Source organism: Janibacter sp. RAF52 (genome assembly GCF_052114035.1).
GTDB classification, from domain to species: domain Bacteria; phylum Actinomycetota; class Actinomycetes; order Actinomycetales; family Dermatophilaceae; genus Janibacter; species Janibacter hoylei.
Window position 1 is genome coordinate 470885 of record NZ_JBFRDY010000001.1, and the last position, 19188, is coordinate 490072.

Genomic DNA, 19188 nt, shown 5'->3' on the forward strand with positions numbered 1-19188 from the left:
GTCGCGGACTACTCGAGGCCGATGCTGAAGGCCGCGTCGAGGTCGTGACGGCTGTAGGCGCGGAAGGCGATCTGCGTCGACGTGTCGACGATGCCCTCGACCTTGTTGAGCCGGCCGGCGATGACGTCGTCGAGCTCCTCGTGCTGGTGGACGCGCACCATGGCGATCAGATCGGCGTCGCCCGCGACGGAGTAGACCTCGCTCACACCGTCGAGGCCGGCCACGGTCTCGGCCACCTCGGGGATGCGTGAGGTCTCGGCGTGGATGAGGACGATGGCAGTGATCACGAGGCCCACCCTAGAGCAGGAGCCAGAGCGCCGTGGGCCGCAGCGGCCCCTCCCACCGGGCAGGTCCACTCGCCGTCGATGTCGACGAGCCGGGTGCCCTCGGTCTCGAGCCAGCGCACGACCAGCTCGGTCTCCTCGGGCAGCGCGCTCGTGCCGGGACCGGTGGGCGCGGGCACGACCTCGGCGCTGGCCCGCAGCGCGGCGACATAGGGCATCGGGTCGGCGCCCGCGGGGGAGTGCGAGCTGCCGGCGAGGCGCCCGTGACGGATGCACATGAGGTCCCAGCCCCCGCGTGGGGTGCGGCGGGCGGCGATGATCTCGGGCGACTCCCGGACCGGCGTCGCACGCTGGCTGCGCGAGGTCGCCCGCACGAGCGAGCCGAGCCGGTCGCGCAGGACCGCCGCCTCCTCGTAGCGCTCGTCGACCGAGAGGGAGGACATGCGCTCACGGACCGCGGCGACCGCGGGTCGGACGTCACCGACGAGCACGGCCGCTGCCTCCGCGACGGTGATCGCGTACTCGTCGACGCCGACCGCGCCGGTGCAGGGGGCGGCGCAGCGGCCCATGTCGGCGAGCGCGCAGGCCGACGTTGGGCGGGTCGGTGACAGTCGGGTCAGGCACTGCCGCAGGGGGACCGCGTCGTGCAGTGCGGCCGCGGCGTCCTCTGCCGCACCGCGGGTGCCGAAGGGGCCAGCCCAGGCCAGGTCGTCGGCACCGATGGTGCGCACGATCGACAGCCGGGGGAAGGCCTCGTCGGTCAGCTTGAGCCACCACACCTTGTCCGGGCGGCGCGAGCGCGTGTTGTAGCGCGGCCGGTGCCGGGCGATGAGACGCAGCTCGCGCACCTGGGCCTCGAGGGTCGTCGCGCAGACGATCGGGGTGATCTCCGCGGCCAGCCGCACCATCTCGCCCATGCGACGACGCTGCTCCGAGGCCGTGAAGTAGCTGCGGGCCCGCGCCCGGATGTCGACCGAGGTGCCGACGTAGAGCACCTCGCCGCGGTCGTCCTTGAAGACGTAGACCCCGGGCGCCGAGGGCAGCCCGTCGGCGAGGACCCGCTTGCGCCGGACCTCGTCGCTGACCCGGTTGGTGTACGAGCCGAGCTCCTCGAGGGTGTCGACCCCGACGGACCCGAGTCGCCCGATGAGGCCGTGGAGCACGTCGACCGTCGCGCGGGCGTCGTGCAGGGCCCGGTGGTCGGGCGTCGTCGTCGCACCGAAGTACTGGGCGAGCGTGCCCAGCTTGTGGTTGCGCACCTCGTCGCGGGAGACGACCTGCCGGGCGAGGTGGACGGTGTCGATGACCTGCGGCCCCGGCCAGCGCAGCCCGTGCGCCGCGCACGCCGCCTTGAGGAAGCCGATGTCGAAGCCGGCGTTGTGGGCCACGAGCACCGCGCCGCGGGCGAACTCGAGAAAGCTGGCGACGGCCTCACCCGTGCTGGGGGCGTCGCGGACCATGGCGTCCGTGATACCGGTCAGCGACTGGATGAAGGCGGGGATCGGCTCGCCGGGGTTGACGAAGGTCTGCAGCTCGCCGAGCTCCTCGCCGCCGCGCACCTTGACCGCGCCGATCTCGGTGATGCCGCAGTCACGGGCGGAGCCGCCCGTGGTCTCGAGGTCGACGACGACGAAGGTGACCTCGGCCAACGGGGTGCCGAGGTCACCGAGCCTGTCCTGGACGACCTCCATGACGACGACCGTAGGTGCGGGCACCGACAACGGGGCGCAGACACGGCGTGGGAGGGTGGCCGCATGCGCGCGATGGACGACCTGGCCGACGTCTCCGACTTCTACCGACACTTCGCCGAGCACGAGGCGAAGGGGGAGTCCGCCACCTTCGAGGACTGGGCGCGGGGGGTCGCGGACGACCCCGAGGTCCGCGCCCTCCTCGAGGAGCTGCCGGTGGGCAAGCGGCAGCCCAACCTCGTCTTCGCGGCGGCCCGCTGGCACGGTGCGCTCACCCCTTCGGCCTACGACGGGCCCGGTGGGCTGCGCGAGGTGCTCCGCGAGCACTGGCCGCGGGTGCGCGAGACGGTGCTGGCCCGCTCGACCCAGACCAACGAGGTCGGTCGGTGCGCGACCCTCCTGCCGGTGCTCGGTGGGCTCGAGGGCCCGCTCGCGCTGCTCGAGGTCGGGGCGAGCGCCGGCCTGTGCCTGCACCCTGACCGGTGGTCCTACCGCTACGTCGGCGAGGCAGGCGACGAGCTGTACCGCCTCGACCCCGCCGACGGGCCCTCACCGGTCGTGCTCGAGTGCGTGCTGCAGGGAGCGGCGCCGGTGCCGTCCGCGCTGCCGGAAGTCGTCTGGCGCGGCGGCATCGACCTCAACCCGCTCGACCTGTCGACTCCGGACACGGCGCGGTGGCTCGAGACGCTCGTGTGGCCTGAGCACGACGACCGGCGGGCACGTCTCGCGGCAGCCTGCGCGGAGGTCGCGGACGTGCCCGTCGACATCGTCCGCGGTGACCTCCTCGAGGACCTCGACCAGCTCGTGGACCGGGCCCGTGAGCAGGCCCCGGACGCGACGCTGGTCCTCTTCCACTCGGCGGTCATCGCCTACCTCGACGACGAGGGGCGGGCACGCTGGCAGCAGCTGGCCCACGACGTCGTCGCCCGCGTCCGCGCCGCCGGCGGCCGCGCCCACTGGGTGTCCAACGAGGGCGCCCGCGTGCTGCCCGACGTCACCGCGACCGCGACGTGCGCGGGGGAGGGCAGCGACTTCTGCCTCGGCCTCGACGGCTCGGCCGTCGGCTGGACCCACGGCCACGGCCGCCGCCTCACCTGGTGCTGATCTTCGCCGCCCGTGACGGTGGGGCAGGGCGGGTTGGTCGCGGACGAAGGGTGGGGCGACACTGCCGACGTCCCTGCGTCCTCCTGTGGCCGGTGCGTCCCCTCGAGACGGTCGCTGCGCGACCTCCTCGGGGAGCGGGAGGTCGTGCAGCGCAGAGGGTTGTCGGGGGTCGCTCCTAGCGTGGTCGGTGTCGGGAAGGACCCGGCGACGACGAGGAGGTGACGGACATGACCCGTCGACCACTGCCGCTGACGATCGACTGCGGCACCTGCCCGGTCCGCGACATCGGCTGCGCCGACTGCATGGTGACCGCGCTGGGGAGCGCGTCCACCCCCGCTGACCCGGACCCGCAGCTCCTGCCGCTCGGTCGGCGGGAGCGCGAGGTGATCTCCCGGCTCATCGCCGTGGGCCTGGTGAGCGCCGAGACGGCGAACGAGGCCCGTGCGGTGCACGAGCCTCGTTCGGACTACGAGGACCTGCGCCGGCACGCGGTCTGACCCGCGCGCCGGCTGGCCGGTGGTCAGCTGCCGTAGAGGCCCTCCACCTCGTCCTCGAAGTCGCGCATGATGACATTGCGCTTGAGCTTCATCGACGGGGTGAGCGTGCCGTTGTCCTCGGTGAAGTCCTCCGCGAGGACGGAGAACTTGCGGATCGACTCCGCCTTGGAGACGGCCTTGTTGGCCTCGTCGACCGCGCCCTGGATCTCGGCGAGGACGGTCTCGTTGGTCCGGGCCTGCTCCACGGTCAGGGAGCCGAGGCCGTTGTTGGCCGCCCAGCCCGGCAGCATCTCCTCGTCGAGGGTGACGAGCGCGGCGATGAAGGGCTTGCCGTCGCCGACGACGAGGCACTGGCTGATGAGCGGGTGCGCGCGCAGCCGGTCCTCCAGGACACCGGGGGCGACGTTCTTGCCGCCGGCCGTCACGAGGATCTCCTTCTTGCGGCCGGTGATCTTCAGGTAGCCGTCCTCGTCGAGCTCGCCGAGGTCACCGGTGCTGAACCAGCCGTCGCGGATCGCGTCCTCGGTGGCCGACTCGTTGTCGTGGTACCCGCGCAGCACGTTGAGGCCCTTGATGAGGATCTCGCCGTCCTCGGCGATCCGCAGGGAGACGCCGGGCAGCGGCGGGCCCACGGTGCCGATCTTCACCTTGTCGGGCAGGTTGACCGTCGCGGGGGCGGTCGTCTCGGTCAGCCCGTAGCCCTCGAGGATCGTCACGCCGATGCCACGGAAGAAGTGGCCCAGGCGGGTACCCAGCGGCGCGCCGCCGGAGACCGCGTACTCGACCTGGTTGCCCATCTTGGCCCGCAGCTTGCTGTAGACGAGCTTGTCGAAGACGGCGTGCTGGACCTTGACCTTGAGCGGGATCGAGCCGGAGTCCTTGCCCTCGGACCACGCGATGGCGGTCTCGGCGGCCTTGGCGAAGATCTTGCCCTTGCCGTCGGCCGTCGCCGTCTCGTTGGCCTTGTTGAAGATCTTCTCGAAGACGCGGGGCACCGCGAGGATGAAGGTCGGCTTGAACGACTGGAAGTCGTCGAGGATGTTGGCGATGTCGGCGCTGTGGCCCATGCGCGCCTCGGCGCTGACCGCGAGCACCTCGATGAAGCGGGCGAAGACGTGCGCGAGCGGGAGGAAGAGCAGCGTCGAGGCGTCCTCACGCTGGACGACGTCGCCGAGCTTGGCCGTCGCGTTTTCCGCCAGACCGAGGAAGTTGTCGTGGGTGAGCTCGCAGCCCTTGGGGCGACCGGTCGTGCCCGAGGTGTAGATGATCGTGGCGAGCGAGCTGCGCTCCTGGGAGGCGATGCGCTCGTCGAGCTGCTCGTCGCCGACCTGCGAGCCGCCGGCGGTGAGCGTGTCGAGGTCACCGTTGTCGATGACGAAGACCTGCTCCAGCGTGGTGAGGTTGGCGCGCGCCTCCTCGGCGACAGCAGCGTGCTTGGCGGTCTCGACGACGAGGAAGCGGGTACCGGAGTCCTTGACGATCCACTCCACCTGCTCGGCCGAGCTGGTCTCGTAGATCGGGACGGGCACGCCGCCGGCCGCCCAGGTGGCGAAGTCGAGCAGGGTCCACTCGTACCGGGTGCGGGCCATGATCGCCAGCCGGTCGCCGGCCTGCAGGCCCTGGGCGATCAGGCCCTTGGCGAGGGCGCGCACGTCGTGGTTGAACTGGGCCGCGGTGACGTCCCGCCAGGCGCCGGCCTCCTTGACCGTGAAGGCCACCCGTTGGGGGTTCTTCTCCGCATTGCGCCCTGGCAGGTCGGCCAGGGAGTCGGAGGGGTCGCCCTCGAAGAGTCGAGGCATGACGCTGTCGTTCACGGGATCTCCTTTGTTCGCCGTGCCAGCAGACCGGAAGCTGGCTCGCGACGAGAGTACCCGTGGTCGTGGCCGACGATTTCGGAGTCGCTCCGTGACCGTGGCCATACTCTTGCCCCTGATCCGCGCCGCCCCGACCGAGAGGCCCACCGTGCTCCTGCGCCGCCCCCGTGCCGTCGTCGACGTCGTCGACGAGACCTATGTGCGTGCGGCCCCCCAGGTCGTGCGCGAGGCGCTCGACGCGCCCGGGCTGCTCGAGGGGCTGTGGCCCGGCCTGGAGCGGCAGGTCGTGCAGGACCGCGGGGCGAAGGGGGTCCGCTGGCGGGTCCGCGGCGAGGTCGAGGGCCGGGCGGAGGTCTGGCTCGAGGCATCGGGTGGCGGCACGATCGTCCACCACTTCGTCCACGGGCAGCAGGTCGGCGGGCCGCGGCGCTGGACGCAGACGCACCGGCGCCGCTGGAAGCACGGCCTCAACGAGATCAAGGATCGTCTCGAGGGCCGTTCGCGATAGTGTCGCCCGCATGGCCGACAGCACCCGATCCAGCATCGTCGTGGACGCCCCGCCCGCAGAGGTCCTCGACATCATCGCCGACCTCGAGGCGTACCCCGAGTGGGCCAAGGAGATCACGTCCGTCGAGATCCTCGCCGAGGACGGCGACGGGTGGCCCGACCAGGCGCGCTTCACGCTCGACGCCGGTGCGATCAAGGACACCTACACCCTCGACTACGCCTGGGACGTCGACGAGACCGGGGTCGGCGTCGCGTCGTGGACCCTCGTCTCCGCAACGATGCTCAAGGCGATGGACGGCTCCTACACGCTCGCGGCCCACGGTGACGGCACCGAGGTCACCTACGAGCTGACCGTCGACGTCAAGGTGCCGATGCTCGGCATGCTCAAGCGCAAGGCCGAGAAGGTCATCGTCGACACGGCGCTGCGCGACCTCAAGAAGCACGCCGAGGCCTGACCCGCACGTGCCTGCCCACCTCGTCGTCGGCGGCGGTGACCACAGCGCCCGCGTCGCCTCACGGTTGGTGGCGGGCGCGGCGCCGCACCGACGGGTGTTGCGCCCGGCGCGGGAGACCCCCTTCGTCGACCCGGTCGTCACCGCGGTCGAAGGACACCTCGACCACGTGCTCTCCGCGCTCGACCTGCCGGCGCCCGTCGTCGCCGACCTCATCGCGGCGATCCTGCCCAGCGAGCTCTCCGACCTGCTCGGCCTCGCCCGGGCGCTGACCCAGGCGGAGGCGGCCGGCGACGAGCTCGTCGCCGACGTCGACATCGAGGTCGCCCGGCTCCTCGACGTGCCGCAGCGCGTGGCACGGGCCTTCGCGGCCTTCGTCCCCGTCATCGCGCGCTGGGAGGTGCTCGTCGCCCCCGAGGGCATCGGGGCCCTGCCCGTGCCCACGCACCCCCTGCTCACGGCCCTGCGGGAGGGCGCGGAGCTGCTCGAGGGACTCGACCGCAGCCTCGCCGACGCCGACGCGACCGCCCTCCACCTCGCGGCCCCCGGCGGCCCGGTCGGCGCTGCCCGTCGAGCCGACGCCGAGGTGCTGCTTGCCCTCATGGGCCGCACCCTCACGGCCGTCCACCCCGGGGGCGGAGCAGGAGTCGAGTACCTGCCGGCCGCCCCGTCCGAGGGCCCGCCGCGACCGCAGCGGGGTCCCGACGGCACTTGGCTGCTGCACATCGCCGTGCCCGGCGTGCCCGCCGCCGACCTCGACCTCGTGCGGCACGACGACGAGCTCGTCCTCGGGTGCGCTGGTCGCACCCGCCGGCTGCGCCTGCCGTCCGTCCTGCGACGCTGCGACATCGACCGGGCCGGCGTCGCCGGCGGCGTGCTCACCCTGACGATGACCCCCGATGCGGCGGTGTGGCCCCGTGGCTGACGACACCCAGGACACCGGCGCGCAGGAGGTCGTCATCCAGCTGCTGCGGGTGCTCTCCGAGATCGACGTCGAGGCGCTCGGTGACGGCCTGCGCCAGCTCGACACCGCGACGACCCGCCGGGCGATGACCGGCGCGAGCCTGCTCGCCGAGGCGCTGACCCGGGCGACCCTCGGCTCCGACACGGTCGCGGCGGCACTCGGCACGGAGCTCACCGAGCCACCCGTCCACGTGCCCCACCGCGAGCGCGGTGTGCGGGTCACCATCCACGACGACGAGGCCGCGAGGGCCGACGACAGCGCGAGCGAGGCGTGATGACGACGAGTCAGGGCACGGCGATCGGCATCGACGTCGGCGGCACCAAGATCTCGGGTGCACTCGTCGACGACGCAGGGCGGATCACCCACCGCGAGCAGGTGGCCACCCCCGCCGACGACACCGCGGCGATCATCGCCGCGACGGCCGAGCTCGTCGGCACCCTCGAGTCGGTAGCCGCCGGACCGGTCGCCGGGGTCGGCATGGCCTGCGCCGCCTTCGTCGACGCCCGCGCCGGGCACGTGTGGTTTGCCCCCAACCTGCCGTGGCGCGACCTCGACCTCGCCGCCGAGGTGGGCACGGCGATCGGTCGAGAGGTCGTCGTCGACAACGACGCCAATGCCGCGGCCTGGGGGGAGTACCGCCACGGGGCGGGCAGCGACTGCGACGACATGCTCCTCGTCACCGTGGGCACCGGCGTCGGCGGCGGGTGCATCGTCGACGACCACCTGCTGCGGGGTGCCTTCGGCATCGGCGGGGAGATCGGTCACGTGACCCTCGACCCGGACGGCCCGCGCTGCGGCTGCGGCAACCACGGCTGCCTCGAGGTCTTCGCCTCGGGCACGGCGCTGGAGCGGGCAGCGCGCGAGCTCGTCGGCACGACGTCGCCGCGCGCCGAGGCGCTGCGCGAGCGGAGCGGCGGTGATGTCGAGGCCCTCTCGGGCCGTGACGTCACCGATCTCGCCCGCGAGGGTGACGTCGCGAGCATCGAGCTGCTCGACGACCTCGGGACCCACCTCGGTCGGGGGCTGGCGTCCATCTGCGCGGTCCTCGACCCCGGCCGCATCGTCATCGGGGGAGGCGTGGCCGACGCCGGCGAGCTGCTCGTCGGGCCGACCCGCACCGCCTTCGCCGCCCACCTCATCGGCCGGGGGCACCGCCCTTCGCCAGACCTGGTCCAGGCCACGCTCGGCAACGACGCCGGCATCGTCGGGGCCGCGACACTCGCCCGGGAGGCACAGGCATGACCACGAGCATCGGCATCGACATCGGGGGGACCAAGGTCTCCGGGGGCGTCCTCGACGCCGAGGGGCGCATCCTCGTGCGCACCCGGTGCGACACCCCCGACCGGTCGAGCGTGCCCCGGGTCGTCGAGGACACCATCGTCGAGGTCATCGAGGAGCTGCTCGTCCTCGCGGAGGAGGCCGGCGCGGAGCCCCCGAGCACCGTCGGTGTCGGCGCTGCCGGGTTCGTCGCCGCCGACCGCTCGACCGTCGTCTTCGCCCCCCACCTGTCGTGGCGCAACGAGCCGCTGCGGGCGGCGCTCAGCCAGCGCGTCGACCTGCCGATCTCGATCGACAACGACGCCAACGCGGCGCTGTGGGCCGAGCACCGCTTCGGCGCGGCACGAGGCGCGACGCACGCCGTGATGATCACCCTCGGCACCGGCATCGGCGGCGCCATCATCGTCGGCGGGCACCTCGTGCGCGGCCGCTACGGCATCGCCGGCGAGTTCGGCCACATGCAGGTCGTGCCCGGCGGGCAGCGCTGCGAGTGCGGCAACCGCGGCTGCTGGGAGCAGTACTCCTCGGGCAATGCCCTCGTCCGCGAGGCCCGCGGCCTGGCCATGGCCAACTCGCCGATGGCCACCGACCTGCTCGCCCACGTCGGGGGCGACCCCGCCTCGCTCACCGGTCCGATGATCACCGAGGCCGCCCGCGCGGGGGATGCCACCGCGACCGAGCTGCTCGCCGAGATCGGCCACTGGCTCGGCGTCGGTATCGCCAACCTCGCGGCCGCACTCGACCCCGAGGTCTTCGTCATCGGTGGTGGCGTGAGCGCCGCCGGCGACCTGCTCCTCGGCCCCGCCCGTGACACCTTCGCCCGGCAGCTCACCGGTCGGGGCTACCGGCCCGCGGCCACGATCGTCGCGGCTCGCTTCGGCCCCGATGCCGGGCTCATCGGTGCGGCGGCGCTGGGGGCCGAGGAGCAGATGTGAGCCTGCGCATCGCCTCGTACAACCTGCGCGCGCTGCAGGACGACGTCGCGGCGCTGGCCCGCACCGTCCGGGCCGTCGACCCGGACGTGCTGTGCCTGCAGGAGGTTCCCTGGATCGGTCCGGTCGACCACAGGATCGCCGACTTCGCCGCCCGCTGCGGGCTCGTGTGGTCCGGGCGCAGCCAGCGCGCCGGCCAGACGAGCGTGCTCACCAACCTGCGGACCAACGTCCTGTCCGTGACCCACCACCGGCTGCCCGCCCGGACGTGGCGTGACCGGCGCGGCTTCGCGGTGACGCGGGTGGCTCCCTTCGGCCACGTCCCCATCTCGATCGCGAGCGTCCACCTCAGCCTCGACGCCGACGAGCGGCTGGTCCACGCCCGCCAGATCATGGAGGGCCTGGCCGCCCACCCCGGCCCGGCGCTGCTCGCCGGCGACCTCAACGAGCAGTCCGACGGCGCCGCGTGGCAGTACCTCGGCGGGTCGATGCGCCCGGTGAGCCCGCTCGTGCCGACCTACCCCTCGGCGAAGCCCGACCGGGTGCTCGACGTCGTCTTCGCCACCCCGGACGTCACCGTCCTGCCGCACCGTGAGGTGCCGTGGGTGTGGGAGGACCTCAAGGCCGCGACCGACCACCGACCGGTGTGGGTGGACATCGAGACCACGCCTCTGCCCGAAGGGGCCGGGACCCGCACGGGGGAGTGACCGCAGCGCCTGCGGTGGTCCTCAGACGACGGCGCCGTTGCTCGGGTCGTCGTCACGGTCGCGCGGCTGGCGCACGACGACGCACACGAAGCCGCCGACGAGCAGACCCACGACAAGGACCGTCGCCCACCGGCCGACGTCCGGGCGGGCGATGGCCAGCCACAGCAGCCCGAGCACGCCCAGGGCGAGCCCGAGGAGGCCACCCCAGAAGAGGCGGTCCGTCGGTGGGGGCAGCGGCTGCGGCGGGGGCGGGGAGTAGCACTCGTCGGCATCGCCCTCGCCGGGGTCGTCGTCACCTCGCAGCAGGGCGTCGGCGACGGAGTTGGTCGGGTCGACCCGCCACGGCACGTCCGGGGTGCGGGGTCCCTCGGACCGGGCCGGCGGGAGCCGGACGTCACCGGTGGACTGGGTCGGCCGCCGTGGCGGGGCATCGAGGGGGCGCGGGAGCTGGTCGTGCTCCGGCGCGGAGCCCTCGGTCGACTCGTCGTCCCACCGGGCGATGATCGCCTCGAAGGCGGCGTCGACGTCCCGGTCGTCGGGGTGGTGCCGCTCCGCCATCTGCTGATCCGCTCGTCTCGACGTCGTCCTCGCCTCGCGGACATCCTCGCACGCGTCACCACAGCCGCCGTTACCGTAGAGTTCGCTAGCGATCAGGAGGTGGTGCGACAGTGCTGTACTGGATGCTCAAGAGGGTCTTCATCGGGCCGCTGCTCAGGGTCCTCTTCCGACCCAAGGTCGAGGGGCTCGAGCACATTCCCGCCGAGGGGCCGGCGATCCTGGCCAGCAACCACCTGTCCTTCTCCGACTCGATCTTCCTGCCGCTCGTCATCGACCGGCGGCTGACCTTCCTCGCGAAGTCCGACTACTTCACCGGCCCCGGCCTCAAGGGGTGGCTCACCGCCGCCTTCTTCCGGGGCGTCGGCCAGCTGCCCATCGACCGCAGCGGCGGCAAGGCGAGCGAGGCCGCACTGCGTGCCGGGCTGGCCGTGCTCGGTGAGGGCGACCTCCTCGGTCTCTACCCCGAGGGCACGCGCTCGCCCGACTCGCGCCTCTACCGCGGACGCACCGGTGTCGCGCGCATGGCCCTGATCGCCGGCGTGCCCGTCATCCCCGTCGCGATGATCGACACCGACAAGGCGCAGCCCACCGGTCAGATCGTCCCCAACATCCGTCAGGTCGGCGTCAAGATCGGCGCCCCTCTCGACTTCTCCCGGTACGAGGGGATGGAGGGCGACCGCTTCGTCCTGCGCTCGATCACCGACGAGATCATGTACGAGCTCATGCAGCTGTCCGACCAGGAGTACGTCGACATGTACGCGACGTCGATGAAGGAAAAGTTGCTCACCAAGGCCCGCCGGCGCGCTCGCGAGCTCCAGGAGGCCGCCCGCCCCGGTCGTGCCGTGCCCGAGCTCGAGGACATCATCGAGCAGGGCGACCGACCCGGCGAGGGCCCCTGGTCCGAGGAGAGCAAGGACGGGCTGTAGGCCGATGCTGCTGGACCCGGGGGAGAGCTCGCTGCGGCGGCACTACAACCCCTCGCCGCTCATCGACAGCGCCGGGGGGCGCGGGCTGGCGCTCTACCGCTTCGTCGCCCTCGTCTACGCCGGGATCCTCGTCGGCATCCACCAGGAGCACGTCATCCGGTGGTGGCCGATCCTGCTGTGGGGTGCCTGCGCCCTCGTCTGGTCGGTCGTCGCCCCCCTTCGCCCCCGGCCGACGACGACGGCGATCGTCCTCGAGCTGTGCCTCGCCGGCGTCGGCATCTTCGTCACCAACGTCGTCTACGACCCCGTCGAGGTGAGCAACGGCATCTCCACCGTGCCCGGGGTGTGGGCCGCCTCGCCGGTCATGGCGGGGGCCCTGCTCTCCGGGATCAAGGGGGGTGTGCTCGCCGCTGCCGTCATCGCGGCGACCAACCTCGGGCAGGCCGAGCACCCGAGCCAGCTGACCTGGCACAACATCTTCCTGCTCTTCATCCTCGGCGTGCTCGTCGGGCTCGCCGTCCAGCTCGCCCGGGAGAGCCAGCGACGCCTCGAGCAGGCGCTCGCCGTGAGCGAGCGGCTCGCCGAGCGCGAGCGGATCGGCCGGCAGGTGCACGACGGGGTGCTGCAGGCCCTGGCGCTCATCAACCGTCGCGGTCGTGAGATCGGCGGCGAAGGGGAGGCCCTCGCCGATCTCGCCGCCGACCAGGAGCGGTCGCTGCGCAGCCTCATCACCCGCTTCGAGCCGGCGGCGGGGGAGACCTCCGGCACACCCGAGAGCGAGCAGGTCACCGACCTCGCGGCCCGCCTCGCGGCGCTGCGCTCCGCCCGGGTCGAGGTCGTCCTGCCCGCCGGGGCGGTCCGGCTGCCCGCCGCCGTGACCCAGGAGGTCGAGGCCGCGGTCGTCGCCGCCCTCGACAACGTCAGCCGACATGCAGGAGAGCAGGCTCGCGCGTGGGTGCTGCTCGACGCCGACGACCAGGGCGTCGAGGTCGTCGTCCGTGACAACGGGGTCGGCATGGCCCCCGACCGGCTCGTCCGCGCCGTCGAGGAAGGGCGCCTCGGGGCGAGCAGCTCGATCCGCGGGCGCATGCTCGACCTCGGCGGCGACGCCAGCTGGCGCTCGCCCGGCACCGGCGGCACGACCGTCACCCTCACCGTGCCGGCCCATCACGTGGCAGGCTCCACCCCATGAGCGAGCCCAGCACACCCCTGAAGGTCCTCGTCGCCGACGACCACCCGCTGTGGCGGGATGCCCTCGTCCGAGACCTCGAGGAGGCCGGCTTCGAGATCGTGGGCACCGCCGCCGACGGGCCCTCGACGGTGCGCCGCACCCGCGCCACCGTCCCCGACGTGCTCGTCCTCGACCTCAACCTGCCCGAGATGCGCGGCGACGAGGTGTGCACCGCCATCGGCGACCTGACGACCAAGGTGCTCATCCTCTCGGCCAGCGGCGAGGAGCCGGACGTGCTCGCGGCCGTCAAGGCCGGGGCGAGTGGCTACCTCGTCAAGTCCGCCTCGCCCGCGGAGATCCGTGACGCCGTCACGGCGACCGGTGCCGGCGACGCCGTCTTCACCCCCGGTCTGGCCGGGCTCGTCCTCGGCGAGTTCCGCGAGATGAGCAGCCGGGCACGCACCGAGCCGGAGCCGGCGACCGCCGAGCCCAGCTCGCCCGTGCCGGAGCTCACCGAGCGCGAGACGGAGATCCTGCGCTACGTCGCCATGGGGATGACGGCCAAGGAGATCGCCGCCGACCTGGTCATCTCGCACCGGACGGTGCAGAACCACGTGCAGAACATCCTCGGCAAGCTCCACCTGCACAACCGGGTCGAGCTCACCCGCTTCGCGATCAGCCGGGGACTCGACAAGCCGGAGTGACCTCCCTTCGGTCCTGTGCGTGGACGGGTGCCGAGGCGCCGCCACGCCCGGCCTATCCTGTGGGGGTGACCACTGCAGTGCCCGCCCCCATGACCGCCGCCACCATCGACAGCGACCTGCCTGCCGCGCAGCAGCCGAGCTGGCCGGACCGTGCGGCCCTCGACAGTGCCGTGGCGCAGCTGGCGACCTATCCACCGCTCGTCTTCGCCGGCGAGTGCGACGACCTGCGCGACCGGATGGCTGCGGCGTCCGTCGGTGAGGCCTTCGTGCTCCAGGGTGGCGACTGCGCCGAGACCTTCGTCCACGCCACCGCCGACAACATCCGCGACCGGATCAAGACCGTGCTGCAGATGGCCGCCGTGCTCACCTACGGCGCTGGCATGCCCGTCGTCAAGATGGGCCGGATGGCGGGGCAGTTCGCCAAGCCCCGCAGCAAGGACGCCGAGACCCGCGACGGCGTCACCCTGCCCGCCTACCGCGGCGACATGGTCAACGACTTCGCCTTCACCCCCGAGTCGCGCGAGCCCGACCCGCAGCGCCTGCTGCGCGGGTACCACACGAGTGCGGCGACGCTGAACCTCGTGCGCGCCTTCACCCAGGGCGGCTTCGCCGACCTGCGCCGCGTGCACGACTGGAATGTCGGCTTCGTCTCCAACGCCGCCAACCGGCGCTACGAGGGCCTGGCCCGCGAGATCGACAAGGCGATGCGCTTCATGGCCGCCTGCGGTGTCGACTTCGAGGCGATGCGGGCGACCGAGTTCTGGTCCGCCCACGAGGCGCTGCTCCTCGACTACGAGCGCCCGATGACCCGCGTCGACTCGCGCACCGGCAACCTCTACGACACCTCGGGTCACTTCCTGTGGATCGGGGAGCGGACGCGTCAGATCGACCACGCGCATCTCGACTTCGTCAGCCGGATCCGCAACCCCATCGGCATGAAGGTCTCCGACAAGGCCGACCCCGACGAGCTGCTGCGGATCATCGACCTGCTCGACCCGCACCGCGAGCCCGGCCGCCTGACCTTCATCACCCGCATGGGTGCCGGCAAGATCCGCGAGGCGATGCCCGCCATCGTCGAAAAGGTCCGCGACTCCGGTGCGATGGTCACCTGGATCTGCGACCCGATGCACGGCAACACCTTCGAGTCGGCGTCCGGCTTCAAGACGCGTGACTTCGAGGACGTCGTCGACGAGGTCCGCGGCTTCTTCGAGGTGCACCGCGCGCTCGGCACCGTCCCCGGCGGTCTGCACGTCGAGCTCACCGGCAACGACGTCACCGAGTGCCTCGGCGGCGCCGAGCGGATCCTCGACGAGGACCTCAACAAGCGCTACGAGAGCGTGTGCGACCCGCGCCTGAACCACCAGCAGAGTCTCGAGCTGGCCTTCCTCACGGCGGAGATGCTCAGCCAGGGCTGAGCCCTCTCGTCCGACCTGCCGAAGACCGGGCCGCCCGGCGAAGGGTGGGGTCGATGCTGGGGAAAAAGTCCGGACCGCTTGGTCTGCCTCTCACGGGGCGCAGGCAGTCCGGACTTTTCCTTGAGTCGCGTCGACCCCACCCTTCGTCGTGCTGGCGGCGGCGCCCCCTTCGTCCTGCTGATGGTTGTGTGTTGAACAGGGAGTTCAGCGAGCCGGCGGCGCTCACCGGGCGCTGCCGGCACCCGGCGCTACCGGTTGACCACACAACCACCTGTCGAGTCAGCTGGGTCCCGTTGGGGGACAAGGGCACTCGTGGGGTCCGGATCGCGAGACAGGCAACTCCTGCTCTTGCAGTAGGAGATGGATCTGCGTAGGTTCTTCATCAGGTCACGAGTTCCAGCGTCAAGCCCCGGCTCGCTGGACAGCAACCCTCCAACTCGCGGTGGGGTGCTCCGGGTGAGGACCTGGCTCCGGTCACTTCCGGTCGGAGCAAGCGCGAGGCCCTCGCCGGCCTCCCGACGAGAAACGGGATCTCCCATGAGCACCACTGCCAGGACCGCACCGCGGTCGCTGCGCCCGGCGCTGCGGCGCCACGTCGACCTGCTGAGGGTCAACAGCGCGCTCTGTCGCTGACCTGAACCCGTATTTCCCTAGGGAAATACGGCCCCACCTGCGCATTTCCCTAGGGAGATGCGGCGCCACCTGCGCGTTTCCCTAGGGAAATGCGACATCACCCCCACCAACCCCGGTCCGGTGACGAGACCCCCTTCGTCGACCGTCGATCCGTCATGCCCACAGAGAGGCACCCCCATGGCTGTCATCGCCACCATCTCCAGCAGTCCGTCCACCTCGTCGCGGACCGAGGCGGTCCTCGGCGACCTGTCGCACCGCGTGCAGCGCGCCGGTCACCTCATCGCCCCGATCGTCTTGCGGGACCTGCCCGCCGAGCCGCTCCTGCGAGCCGACACGGACGACGACGACATCGCTCGCGCGGCCTGCACCCTGGCCCGCGCCGATGCCGTCATCGTCTCGACGCCGGTCTACAAGGCGGCGTACAGCGGCCTGCTCAAGGCCTTCCTCGACCTGCTGCCGCAGACCGGGCTCAAGGACAAGGTGGTCCTGCCGATCGCCACCGGCGGCAGCCCCGCCCACGTCCTCGCGGTGGACTACGCCCTGCGCCCCGTGCTCGCCAGCCTCGCGCCGAGCGCCATCACGCCGGGGTGGTTCGTCCTCGCCTCCGAGGTCACCCGACACGACGGCGGTGAGGTGAGCATCGCCGAGTCCGCCGCCGGCCCGCTGGCCGAGGTGACCCGCGTCTTCCTCGACGCCGTCGCCGGTCGCTCGCTCGTCGCGGCCGCGGAGGCCGCCCACCGCGGCGACCTCCTCGCGCGCTCCGTGGCGGTGGCCTGATGAGCACCCACACCTCACGCCGCTCCGTCCTGCTCGGCCTCGCCGGGATCGCGACGACCTCCGCCCTCGCCGGCTGCACCCTGCCCACGAGCGATGCCGCAGGCACCGGGCCCGGGGGCCGCGTGACCTTCCGATACCAGGGCAGCGCCAACAACGTCACCTTCCCCGAGCTGGCCGACGACCTCGGCTACTTCCCGACCATCGACCTCGAGTACGTCGGCGCGACGGTGAGCGGGCCACAGGACATCCAGTCCGTCGCGACCGGGCAGACCGATGTCGGTGGCGCATTCTCCGGAGCGATCGTCAAGCTCGCGCAGGCCGGGTCGCCGATCACCGCGGTCATCAACTACTACGGCTCGGACAAGAAGTCCTACCAGGGCCTCTACGTCCGCAAGGACAGCGGAATCCGCAGGCCCAAGGACCTCGTCGGCAAGAAGATCGCCGTCAACACGCTGGGGGCCCACGCCGAGGCCTTCATCGAGACCTGGCTGACCACGGCCGGCCTCACCAGCCGGGAGATCGACCAGGTGCAGCTCGTCGTCCTGCCACCCAACGACACCGAGGAGGCCATCCGTCGCCGGCAGATCGACGTCGGTGCCCTCGGCGGGGTCCTGCAGGACCGGGCGCTCTCGCAGCCCGACATCCGCGAGCTCGTGCGCGACACCGAGGTGCTCGGTCACGAGCTCAACGGCGGCCAGTACGTGCTGCGTGACGACTTCATCGACCAGCACCCGGGCGCCGTCCGCGAGTTCACCACCGGTGTCGCCAAGGCGATCGAGTGGGCCCGCAGGACACCCCGCGCCACCGTCCACGCGCGCTTCGAGCGGATCATCGAGGGCCGCGACCGCAACGAGAGCACCGACAACGTCCGCTTCTGGAAGAGCACCGGTGTCCCGGCGAAGGGCGGGGCGGTCTCCGACGAGGACTTCACCCAGTGGGCGGCCTGGCTGGAGAGCACCGGGATCGTCGACCAGGCAGACCTCGACCCGGCGTCGATCTACACCAACGAGTACAACGACCTGGCCAAGGAGGGGACGAAGTGACCTCGAGCATCGAGCTGCGCCACGTCACCAAGGAGTTCGTCGTCCGCCCGACGAAGGACCAGCCGCGCGCGAGCGTGCTGCGGGCCGTCGAGGACATCAGCCTCACCGTCCCGGCAGGGGAGTTCCTCACCCTCGTCGGACCGAGCGGGTCGGGCAAGACCACCCTGCTCGACCTGCTCGGCGGGCTGAGCACGCCCACCAGCGGGGAGGTGCTCGTCGACGGCACACCCGTCACGGGACCCGGCCTGGACCGCGGCGTCGTCTTCCAGCAGTACGCCCTGTTTCCGTGGCGCACGGCATTGGCCAATGTCACCTTCGGGCTCGAGCAGCTGCCGCTCACCCGCAAGGAGCGCACCGAGCGGGCGCGCGAGTACCTCGCCCTCGTCGGGCTCTCCGGCTCCGAGGACCGGCTCCCGCACGAGCTCTCGGGCGGCATGAAGCAGCGCGTCGCGATCGCCCGCAGCCTCGCCTACGAGCCGGGGATCCTCCTCATGGACGAGCCCTTCGCCGCGCTCGACGCCCAGACCCGCGAGCAGCTGCAGGACGAGCTGCTGCGGATCTGGCGCACCACCGGCACGACCGCCGTCTTCATCACCCACGGCATCGAGGAGGCGGTCTACCTCGGCCAGCGCGTCGCGATCCTCTCCTCGCGGCCCGGGCGGCTCAAGCAGGTCGTCGACATCGACCTGGGTGACCGCGAGGGCGAGCGCGACCTGCGCTCGGACCCGGACTTCGTCGGTTACCGACACCAGATCTGGAGCCTGCTGCACGACGAGGTCGAGCGGGCGCAGCGCGCCGGCCACCACAAGATCCAGCCCGACGGCACCGAGAGGGCGGCCTGATGAGCACCGCGACCCTGACTCCGACGACCTCCACCACCTCGACCAGGGCGGAGGGACCCCCTTCGTCGCCCGAACTGAGCCCGCCCGCGGAGCCGACCCGTACCCGACGCGCCCTCGGGGCGCTGCGCACCGGCGCCCGCCGGTCCGCCGCGGTCGTGCTCTTCCTCCTCCTGTGGGAGTACGGCACCCAGTACCTGCTCGAGCCAACCCGCCGCGTCTTCCTGCCACCCCTGCACGTCGTGCTCGAGGCGCTGTGGGACCTCGTGCGGACCGGTCAGCTGCAGGAGCACCTCCAGGCAAGCCTGACGCGGTCGGTCATCGGCTTCGGCCTCGCGGTCGTCGCCGGCGTCGTCCTCGGCATCGCCGTCGCCTGGTACGAGGGCCTGCGCGAGTTCCTCACCCCGCTGCTCGAGCTCTTCCGCAACACCGCGGCCCTGGCGCTGCTGCCCGTCTTCACCCTGCTCCTGGGCATCGGTGAGCTGAGCAAGGTCTCGATCGTCGCCTTCGCGGCCTTCTTCCCCGTGCTGCTCAACACCGTCGCCGGCGTGCGGACCGTCGACCCGCTCCTCGTCCGGGCCGCCCGGACGCTCGGGCTGAGCAACCTGCAGCTCTTCCTTAGGGTCGTCCTGCCCTCCGCGGTCCCGACGATCTTCACCGGGGTCCGCATGGCCGGCACCGCGTCGATCCTCGTGCTCATCGCCGCCGAGATGGTCGGGGCCAAGGCGGGCCTGGGCTACCTCATCGTCAACGCGCAGAGCAGCTTCCAGATCCCGCAGATGTACGCGGGCATCCTCACCGTCTCCATCTTCGGGCTGGCCGTCAACACGTCACTGTTGCGCCTCGAGCGGCGCTTCTCCGGGTGGCGCACGACGCCGCACGGCAACTGAGACCG

At 72.1% G+C, this 19188-nt stretch carries 21 protein-coding genes and 1 riboswitch; of the genes, 17 read left to right on the forward strand and 4 right to left on the reverse strand.

Features of this window, described 5'->3' with window-relative positions:
- Positions 1 to 8 precede the first annotated feature (8 nt).
- The gene (locus AB4Y78_RS02225) at positions 9 to 287 is read right to left on the reverse strand and encodes an Lrp/AsnC family transcriptional regulator (RefSeq protein ID WP_265231858.1); all 279 of its coding nucleotides are present in this window, start codon (positions 285 to 287) and stop codon (positions 9 to 11) included.
- The gene (locus AB4Y78_RS02230) at positions 284 to 1975 is read right to left on the reverse strand and encodes a DEDD exonuclease domain-containing protein (RefSeq protein ID WP_265231860.1); all 1692 of its coding nucleotides are present in this window, start codon (positions 1973 to 1975) and stop codon (positions 284 to 286) included. Before AB4Y78_RS02230 ends, AB4Y78_RS02225 begins: the two co-directional genes overlap by 4 nt.
- 63 nt (positions 1976 to 2038) lie before the next feature.
- Here AB4Y78_RS02230 and AB4Y78_RS02235 point away from each other — a divergent pair, with 63 nt between their 5' ends.
- Together AB4Y78_RS02235 and AB4Y78_RS02240 are read left to right on the forward strand one after the other, a co-directional pair.
- Positions 2039 to 3076: a DUF2332 domain-containing protein gene (locus AB4Y78_RS02235; protein ID WP_282070262.1), complete on the forward strand. Its 1038-nt coding sequence runs from the start codon at positions 2039 to 2041 to the stop codon at positions 3074 to 3076.
- Between the two features lie 227 nt (positions 3077 to 3303).
- Complete coding sequence (locus AB4Y78_RS02240) at positions 3304 to 3573, forward strand: hypothetical protein (protein ID WP_441714404.1); 270 nt, start codon at positions 3304 to 3306, stop codon at positions 3571 to 3573.
- Positions 3574 to 3596: 23 nt separating this feature from the next.
- Here the strand turns inward: AB4Y78_RS02240 and AB4Y78_RS02245 are convergent, their stop codons facing one another.
- On the reverse strand, positions 3597 to 5387 hold the full coding sequence (locus AB4Y78_RS02245) for an AMP-dependent synthetase/ligase (protein WP_438591199.1): 1791 nt from the start codon (positions 5385 to 5387) through the stop codon (positions 3597 to 3599).
- 91 nt (positions 5388 to 5478) lie between these two features.
- Here AB4Y78_RS02245 and AB4Y78_RS02250 point away from each other — a divergent pair, with 91 nt between their 5' ends.
- Genes AB4Y78_RS02250 through AB4Y78_RS02280 form a run of 7 tightly spaced genes read left to right on the forward strand, consistent with a single transcriptional unit; the run spans position 5479 to position 10227 of the window.
- Positions 5479 to 5895 carry a hypothetical protein gene (locus AB4Y78_RS02250; protein ID WP_282070263.1) on the forward strand — a complete coding sequence of 139 codons (417 nt, stop codon included), beginning with the start codon at positions 5479 to 5481 and terminating at the stop codon, positions 5893 to 5895.
- 10 nt (positions 5896 to 5905) lie between these two features.
- Positions 5906 to 6349: an SRPBCC family protein gene (locus AB4Y78_RS02255; protein WP_282070264.1), complete on the forward strand. Its 444-nt coding sequence runs from the start codon at positions 5906 to 5908 to the stop codon at positions 6347 to 6349.
- Between the two features lie 7 nt (positions 6350 to 6356).
- Positions 6357 to 7271 carry an ArsA family ATPase gene (locus AB4Y78_RS02260; RefSeq protein ID WP_282070266.1) on the forward strand — a complete coding sequence of 305 codons (915 nt, stop codon included), beginning with the start codon at positions 6357 to 6359 and terminating at the stop codon, positions 7269 to 7271.
- Positions 7264 to 7584 (forward strand): hypothetical protein, encoded by a 321-nt coding sequence (locus tag AB4Y78_RS02265; RefSeq protein WP_282070268.1) that lies wholly within the window; start codon positions 7264 to 7266, stop codon positions 7582 to 7584. Before AB4Y78_RS02260 ends, AB4Y78_RS02265 begins: the two co-directional genes overlap by 8 nt.
- Positions 7584 to 8552 carry an ROK family glucokinase gene (locus AB4Y78_RS02270; protein ID WP_282070270.1) on the forward strand — a complete coding sequence of 323 codons (969 nt, stop codon included), beginning with the start codon at positions 7584 to 7586 and terminating at the stop codon, positions 8550 to 8552. Before AB4Y78_RS02265 ends, AB4Y78_RS02270 begins: the two co-directional genes overlap by 1 nt.
- A complete protein-coding gene (locus tag AB4Y78_RS02275) occupies positions 8549 to 9523 on the forward strand; it encodes an ROK family glucokinase (RefSeq protein ID WP_441714407.1) in 975 nt (324 codons plus the stop codon). Before AB4Y78_RS02270 ends, AB4Y78_RS02275 begins: the two co-directional genes overlap by 4 nt.
- Positions 9520 to 10227 (forward strand): endonuclease/exonuclease/phosphatase family protein, encoded by a 708-nt coding sequence (locus tag AB4Y78_RS02280; protein WP_265231876.1) that lies wholly within the window; start codon positions 9520 to 9522, stop codon positions 10225 to 10227. The genes AB4Y78_RS02275 and AB4Y78_RS02280 overlap by 4 nt, the downstream gene beginning before the upstream one ends.
- A 21-nt stretch (positions 10228 to 10248) precedes the next feature.
- Here the strand turns inward: AB4Y78_RS02280 and AB4Y78_RS02285 are convergent, their stop codons facing one another.
- A complete protein-coding gene (locus AB4Y78_RS02285) occupies positions 10249 to 10785 on the reverse strand; it encodes a hypothetical protein (protein WP_282070275.1) in 537 nt (178 codons plus the stop codon).
- Positions 10786 to 10895: 110 nt separating this feature from the next.
- Between AB4Y78_RS02285 and AB4Y78_RS02290 the strand changes: the two genes are divergently transcribed.
- The 8 genes from AB4Y78_RS02290 (at position 10896) to AB4Y78_RS02325 (ending at position 19183) form a co-directional block, all read left to right on the forward strand.
- Positions 10896 to 11711, forward strand: a complete 816-nt coding sequence (locus AB4Y78_RS02290; RefSeq protein ID WP_282070276.1) for a lysophospholipid acyltransferase family protein — start codon at positions 10896 to 10898, stop codon at positions 11709 to 11711.
- A 4-nt stretch (positions 11712 to 11715) separates the two neighbouring features.
- Positions 11716 to 12903, forward strand: a complete 1188-nt coding sequence (gene macS / locus AB4Y78_RS02295; protein ID WP_128277132.1) for a MacS family sensor histidine kinase — start codon at positions 11716 to 11718, stop codon at positions 12901 to 12903.
- A complete protein-coding gene (locus AB4Y78_RS02300; protein WP_441714410.1) occupies positions 12900 to 13586 on the forward strand; it encodes a response regulator in 687 nt (228 codons plus the stop codon). Before macS ends, AB4Y78_RS02300 begins: the two co-directional genes overlap by 4 nt.
- A gap of 89 nt (positions 13587 to 13675) precedes the next feature.
- The gene (locus AB4Y78_RS02305) at positions 13676 to 15001 is read left to right on the forward strand and encodes a class II 3-deoxy-7-phosphoheptulonate synthase (protein ID WP_441714430.1); all 1326 of its coding nucleotides are present in this window, start codon (positions 13676 to 13678) and stop codon (positions 14999 to 15001) included.
- Between the two features lie 385 nt (positions 15002 to 15386).
- Positions 15387 to 15503: riboswitch (SAM riboswitch) on the forward strand.
- Positions 15504 to 15811: 308 nt separating this feature from the next.
- Positions 15812 to 16411, forward strand: a complete 600-nt coding sequence (gene ssuE, locus AB4Y78_RS02310) for an NADPH-dependent FMN reductase (RefSeq protein WP_007929703.1) — start codon at positions 15812 to 15814, stop codon at positions 16409 to 16411.
- A complete protein-coding gene (locus AB4Y78_RS02315; RefSeq protein WP_441714413.1) occupies positions 16411 to 17454 on the forward strand; it encodes an ABC transporter substrate-binding protein in 1044 nt (347 codons plus the stop codon). The genes ssuE and AB4Y78_RS02315 overlap by 1 nt, the downstream gene beginning before the upstream one ends.
- Positions 17451 to 18296 carry an ABC transporter ATP-binding protein gene (locus AB4Y78_RS02320; RefSeq protein ID WP_441714414.1) on the forward strand — a complete coding sequence of 282 codons (846 nt, stop codon included), beginning with the start codon at positions 17451 to 17453 and terminating at the stop codon, positions 18294 to 18296. Before AB4Y78_RS02315 ends, AB4Y78_RS02320 begins: the two co-directional genes overlap by 4 nt.
- Positions 18296 to 19183: an ABC transporter permease gene (locus tag AB4Y78_RS02325; RefSeq protein WP_441714416.1), complete on the forward strand. Its 888-nt coding sequence runs from the start codon at positions 18296 to 18298 to the stop codon at positions 19181 to 19183. Before AB4Y78_RS02320 ends, AB4Y78_RS02325 begins: the two co-directional genes overlap by 1 nt.
- The last annotated feature ends 5 nt before the right edge of the window (positions 19184 to 19188 follow it).

Excerpts from the sequence above, each read along its gene's own strand:
- AB4Y78_RS02230 (WP_265231860.1), bottom strand. The coding sequence starts at position 1,975 with ATGGAGGTCGTCCAGGACAGGCTCGGTGACCTCGGCACCCCGTTGGCC.
- AB4Y78_RS02235 (WP_282070262.1), top strand. The coding sequence starts at position 2,039 with ATGCGCGCGATGGACGACCTGGCCGACGTCTCCGACTTCTACCGACAC.
- AB4Y78_RS02240 (WP_441714404.1), top strand. The coding sequence starts at position 3,304 with ATGACCCGTCGACCACTGCCGCTGACGATCGACTGCGGCACCTGCCCG.
- AB4Y78_RS02255 (WP_282070264.1), top strand. The coding sequence starts at position 5,906 with ATGGCCGACAGCACCCGATCCAGCATCGTCGTGGACGCCCCGCCCGCA.
- AB4Y78_RS02270 (WP_282070270.1), top strand. The coding sequence starts at position 7,584 with ATGACGACGAGTCAGGGCACGGCGATCGGCATCGACGTCGGCGGCACC.
- AB4Y78_RS02275 (WP_441714407.1), top strand. The coding sequence starts at position 8,549 with ATGACCACGAGCATCGGCATCGACATCGGGGGGACCAAGGTCTCCGGG.
- AB4Y78_RS02285 (WP_282070275.1), bottom strand. The coding sequence starts at position 10,785 with ATGGCGGAGCGGCACCACCCCGACGACCGGGACGTCGACGCCGCCTTC.
- macS (WP_128277132.1), top strand. The coding sequence starts at position 11,716 with ATGCTGCTGGACCCGGGGGAGAGCTCGCTGCGGCGGCACTACAACCCC.
- AB4Y78_RS02300 (WP_441714410.1), top strand. The coding sequence starts at position 12,900 with ATGAGCGAGCCCAGCACACCCCTGAAGGTCCTCGTCGCCGACGACCAC.
- AB4Y78_RS02305 (WP_441714430.1), top strand. The coding sequence starts at position 13,676 with ATGACCGCCGCCACCATCGACAGCGACCTGCCTGCCGCGCAGCAGCCG.
- ssuE (WP_007929703.1), top strand. The coding sequence starts at position 15,812 with ATGGCTGTCATCGCCACCATCTCCAGCAGTCCGTCCACCTCGTCGCGG.
- AB4Y78_RS02315 (WP_441714413.1), top strand. The coding sequence starts at position 16,411 with ATGAGCACCCACACCTCACGCCGCTCCGTCCTGCTCGGCCTCGCCGGG.
- AB4Y78_RS02325 (WP_441714416.1), top strand. The coding sequence starts at position 18,296 with ATGAGCACCGCGACCCTGACTCCGACGACCTCCACCACCTCGACCAGG.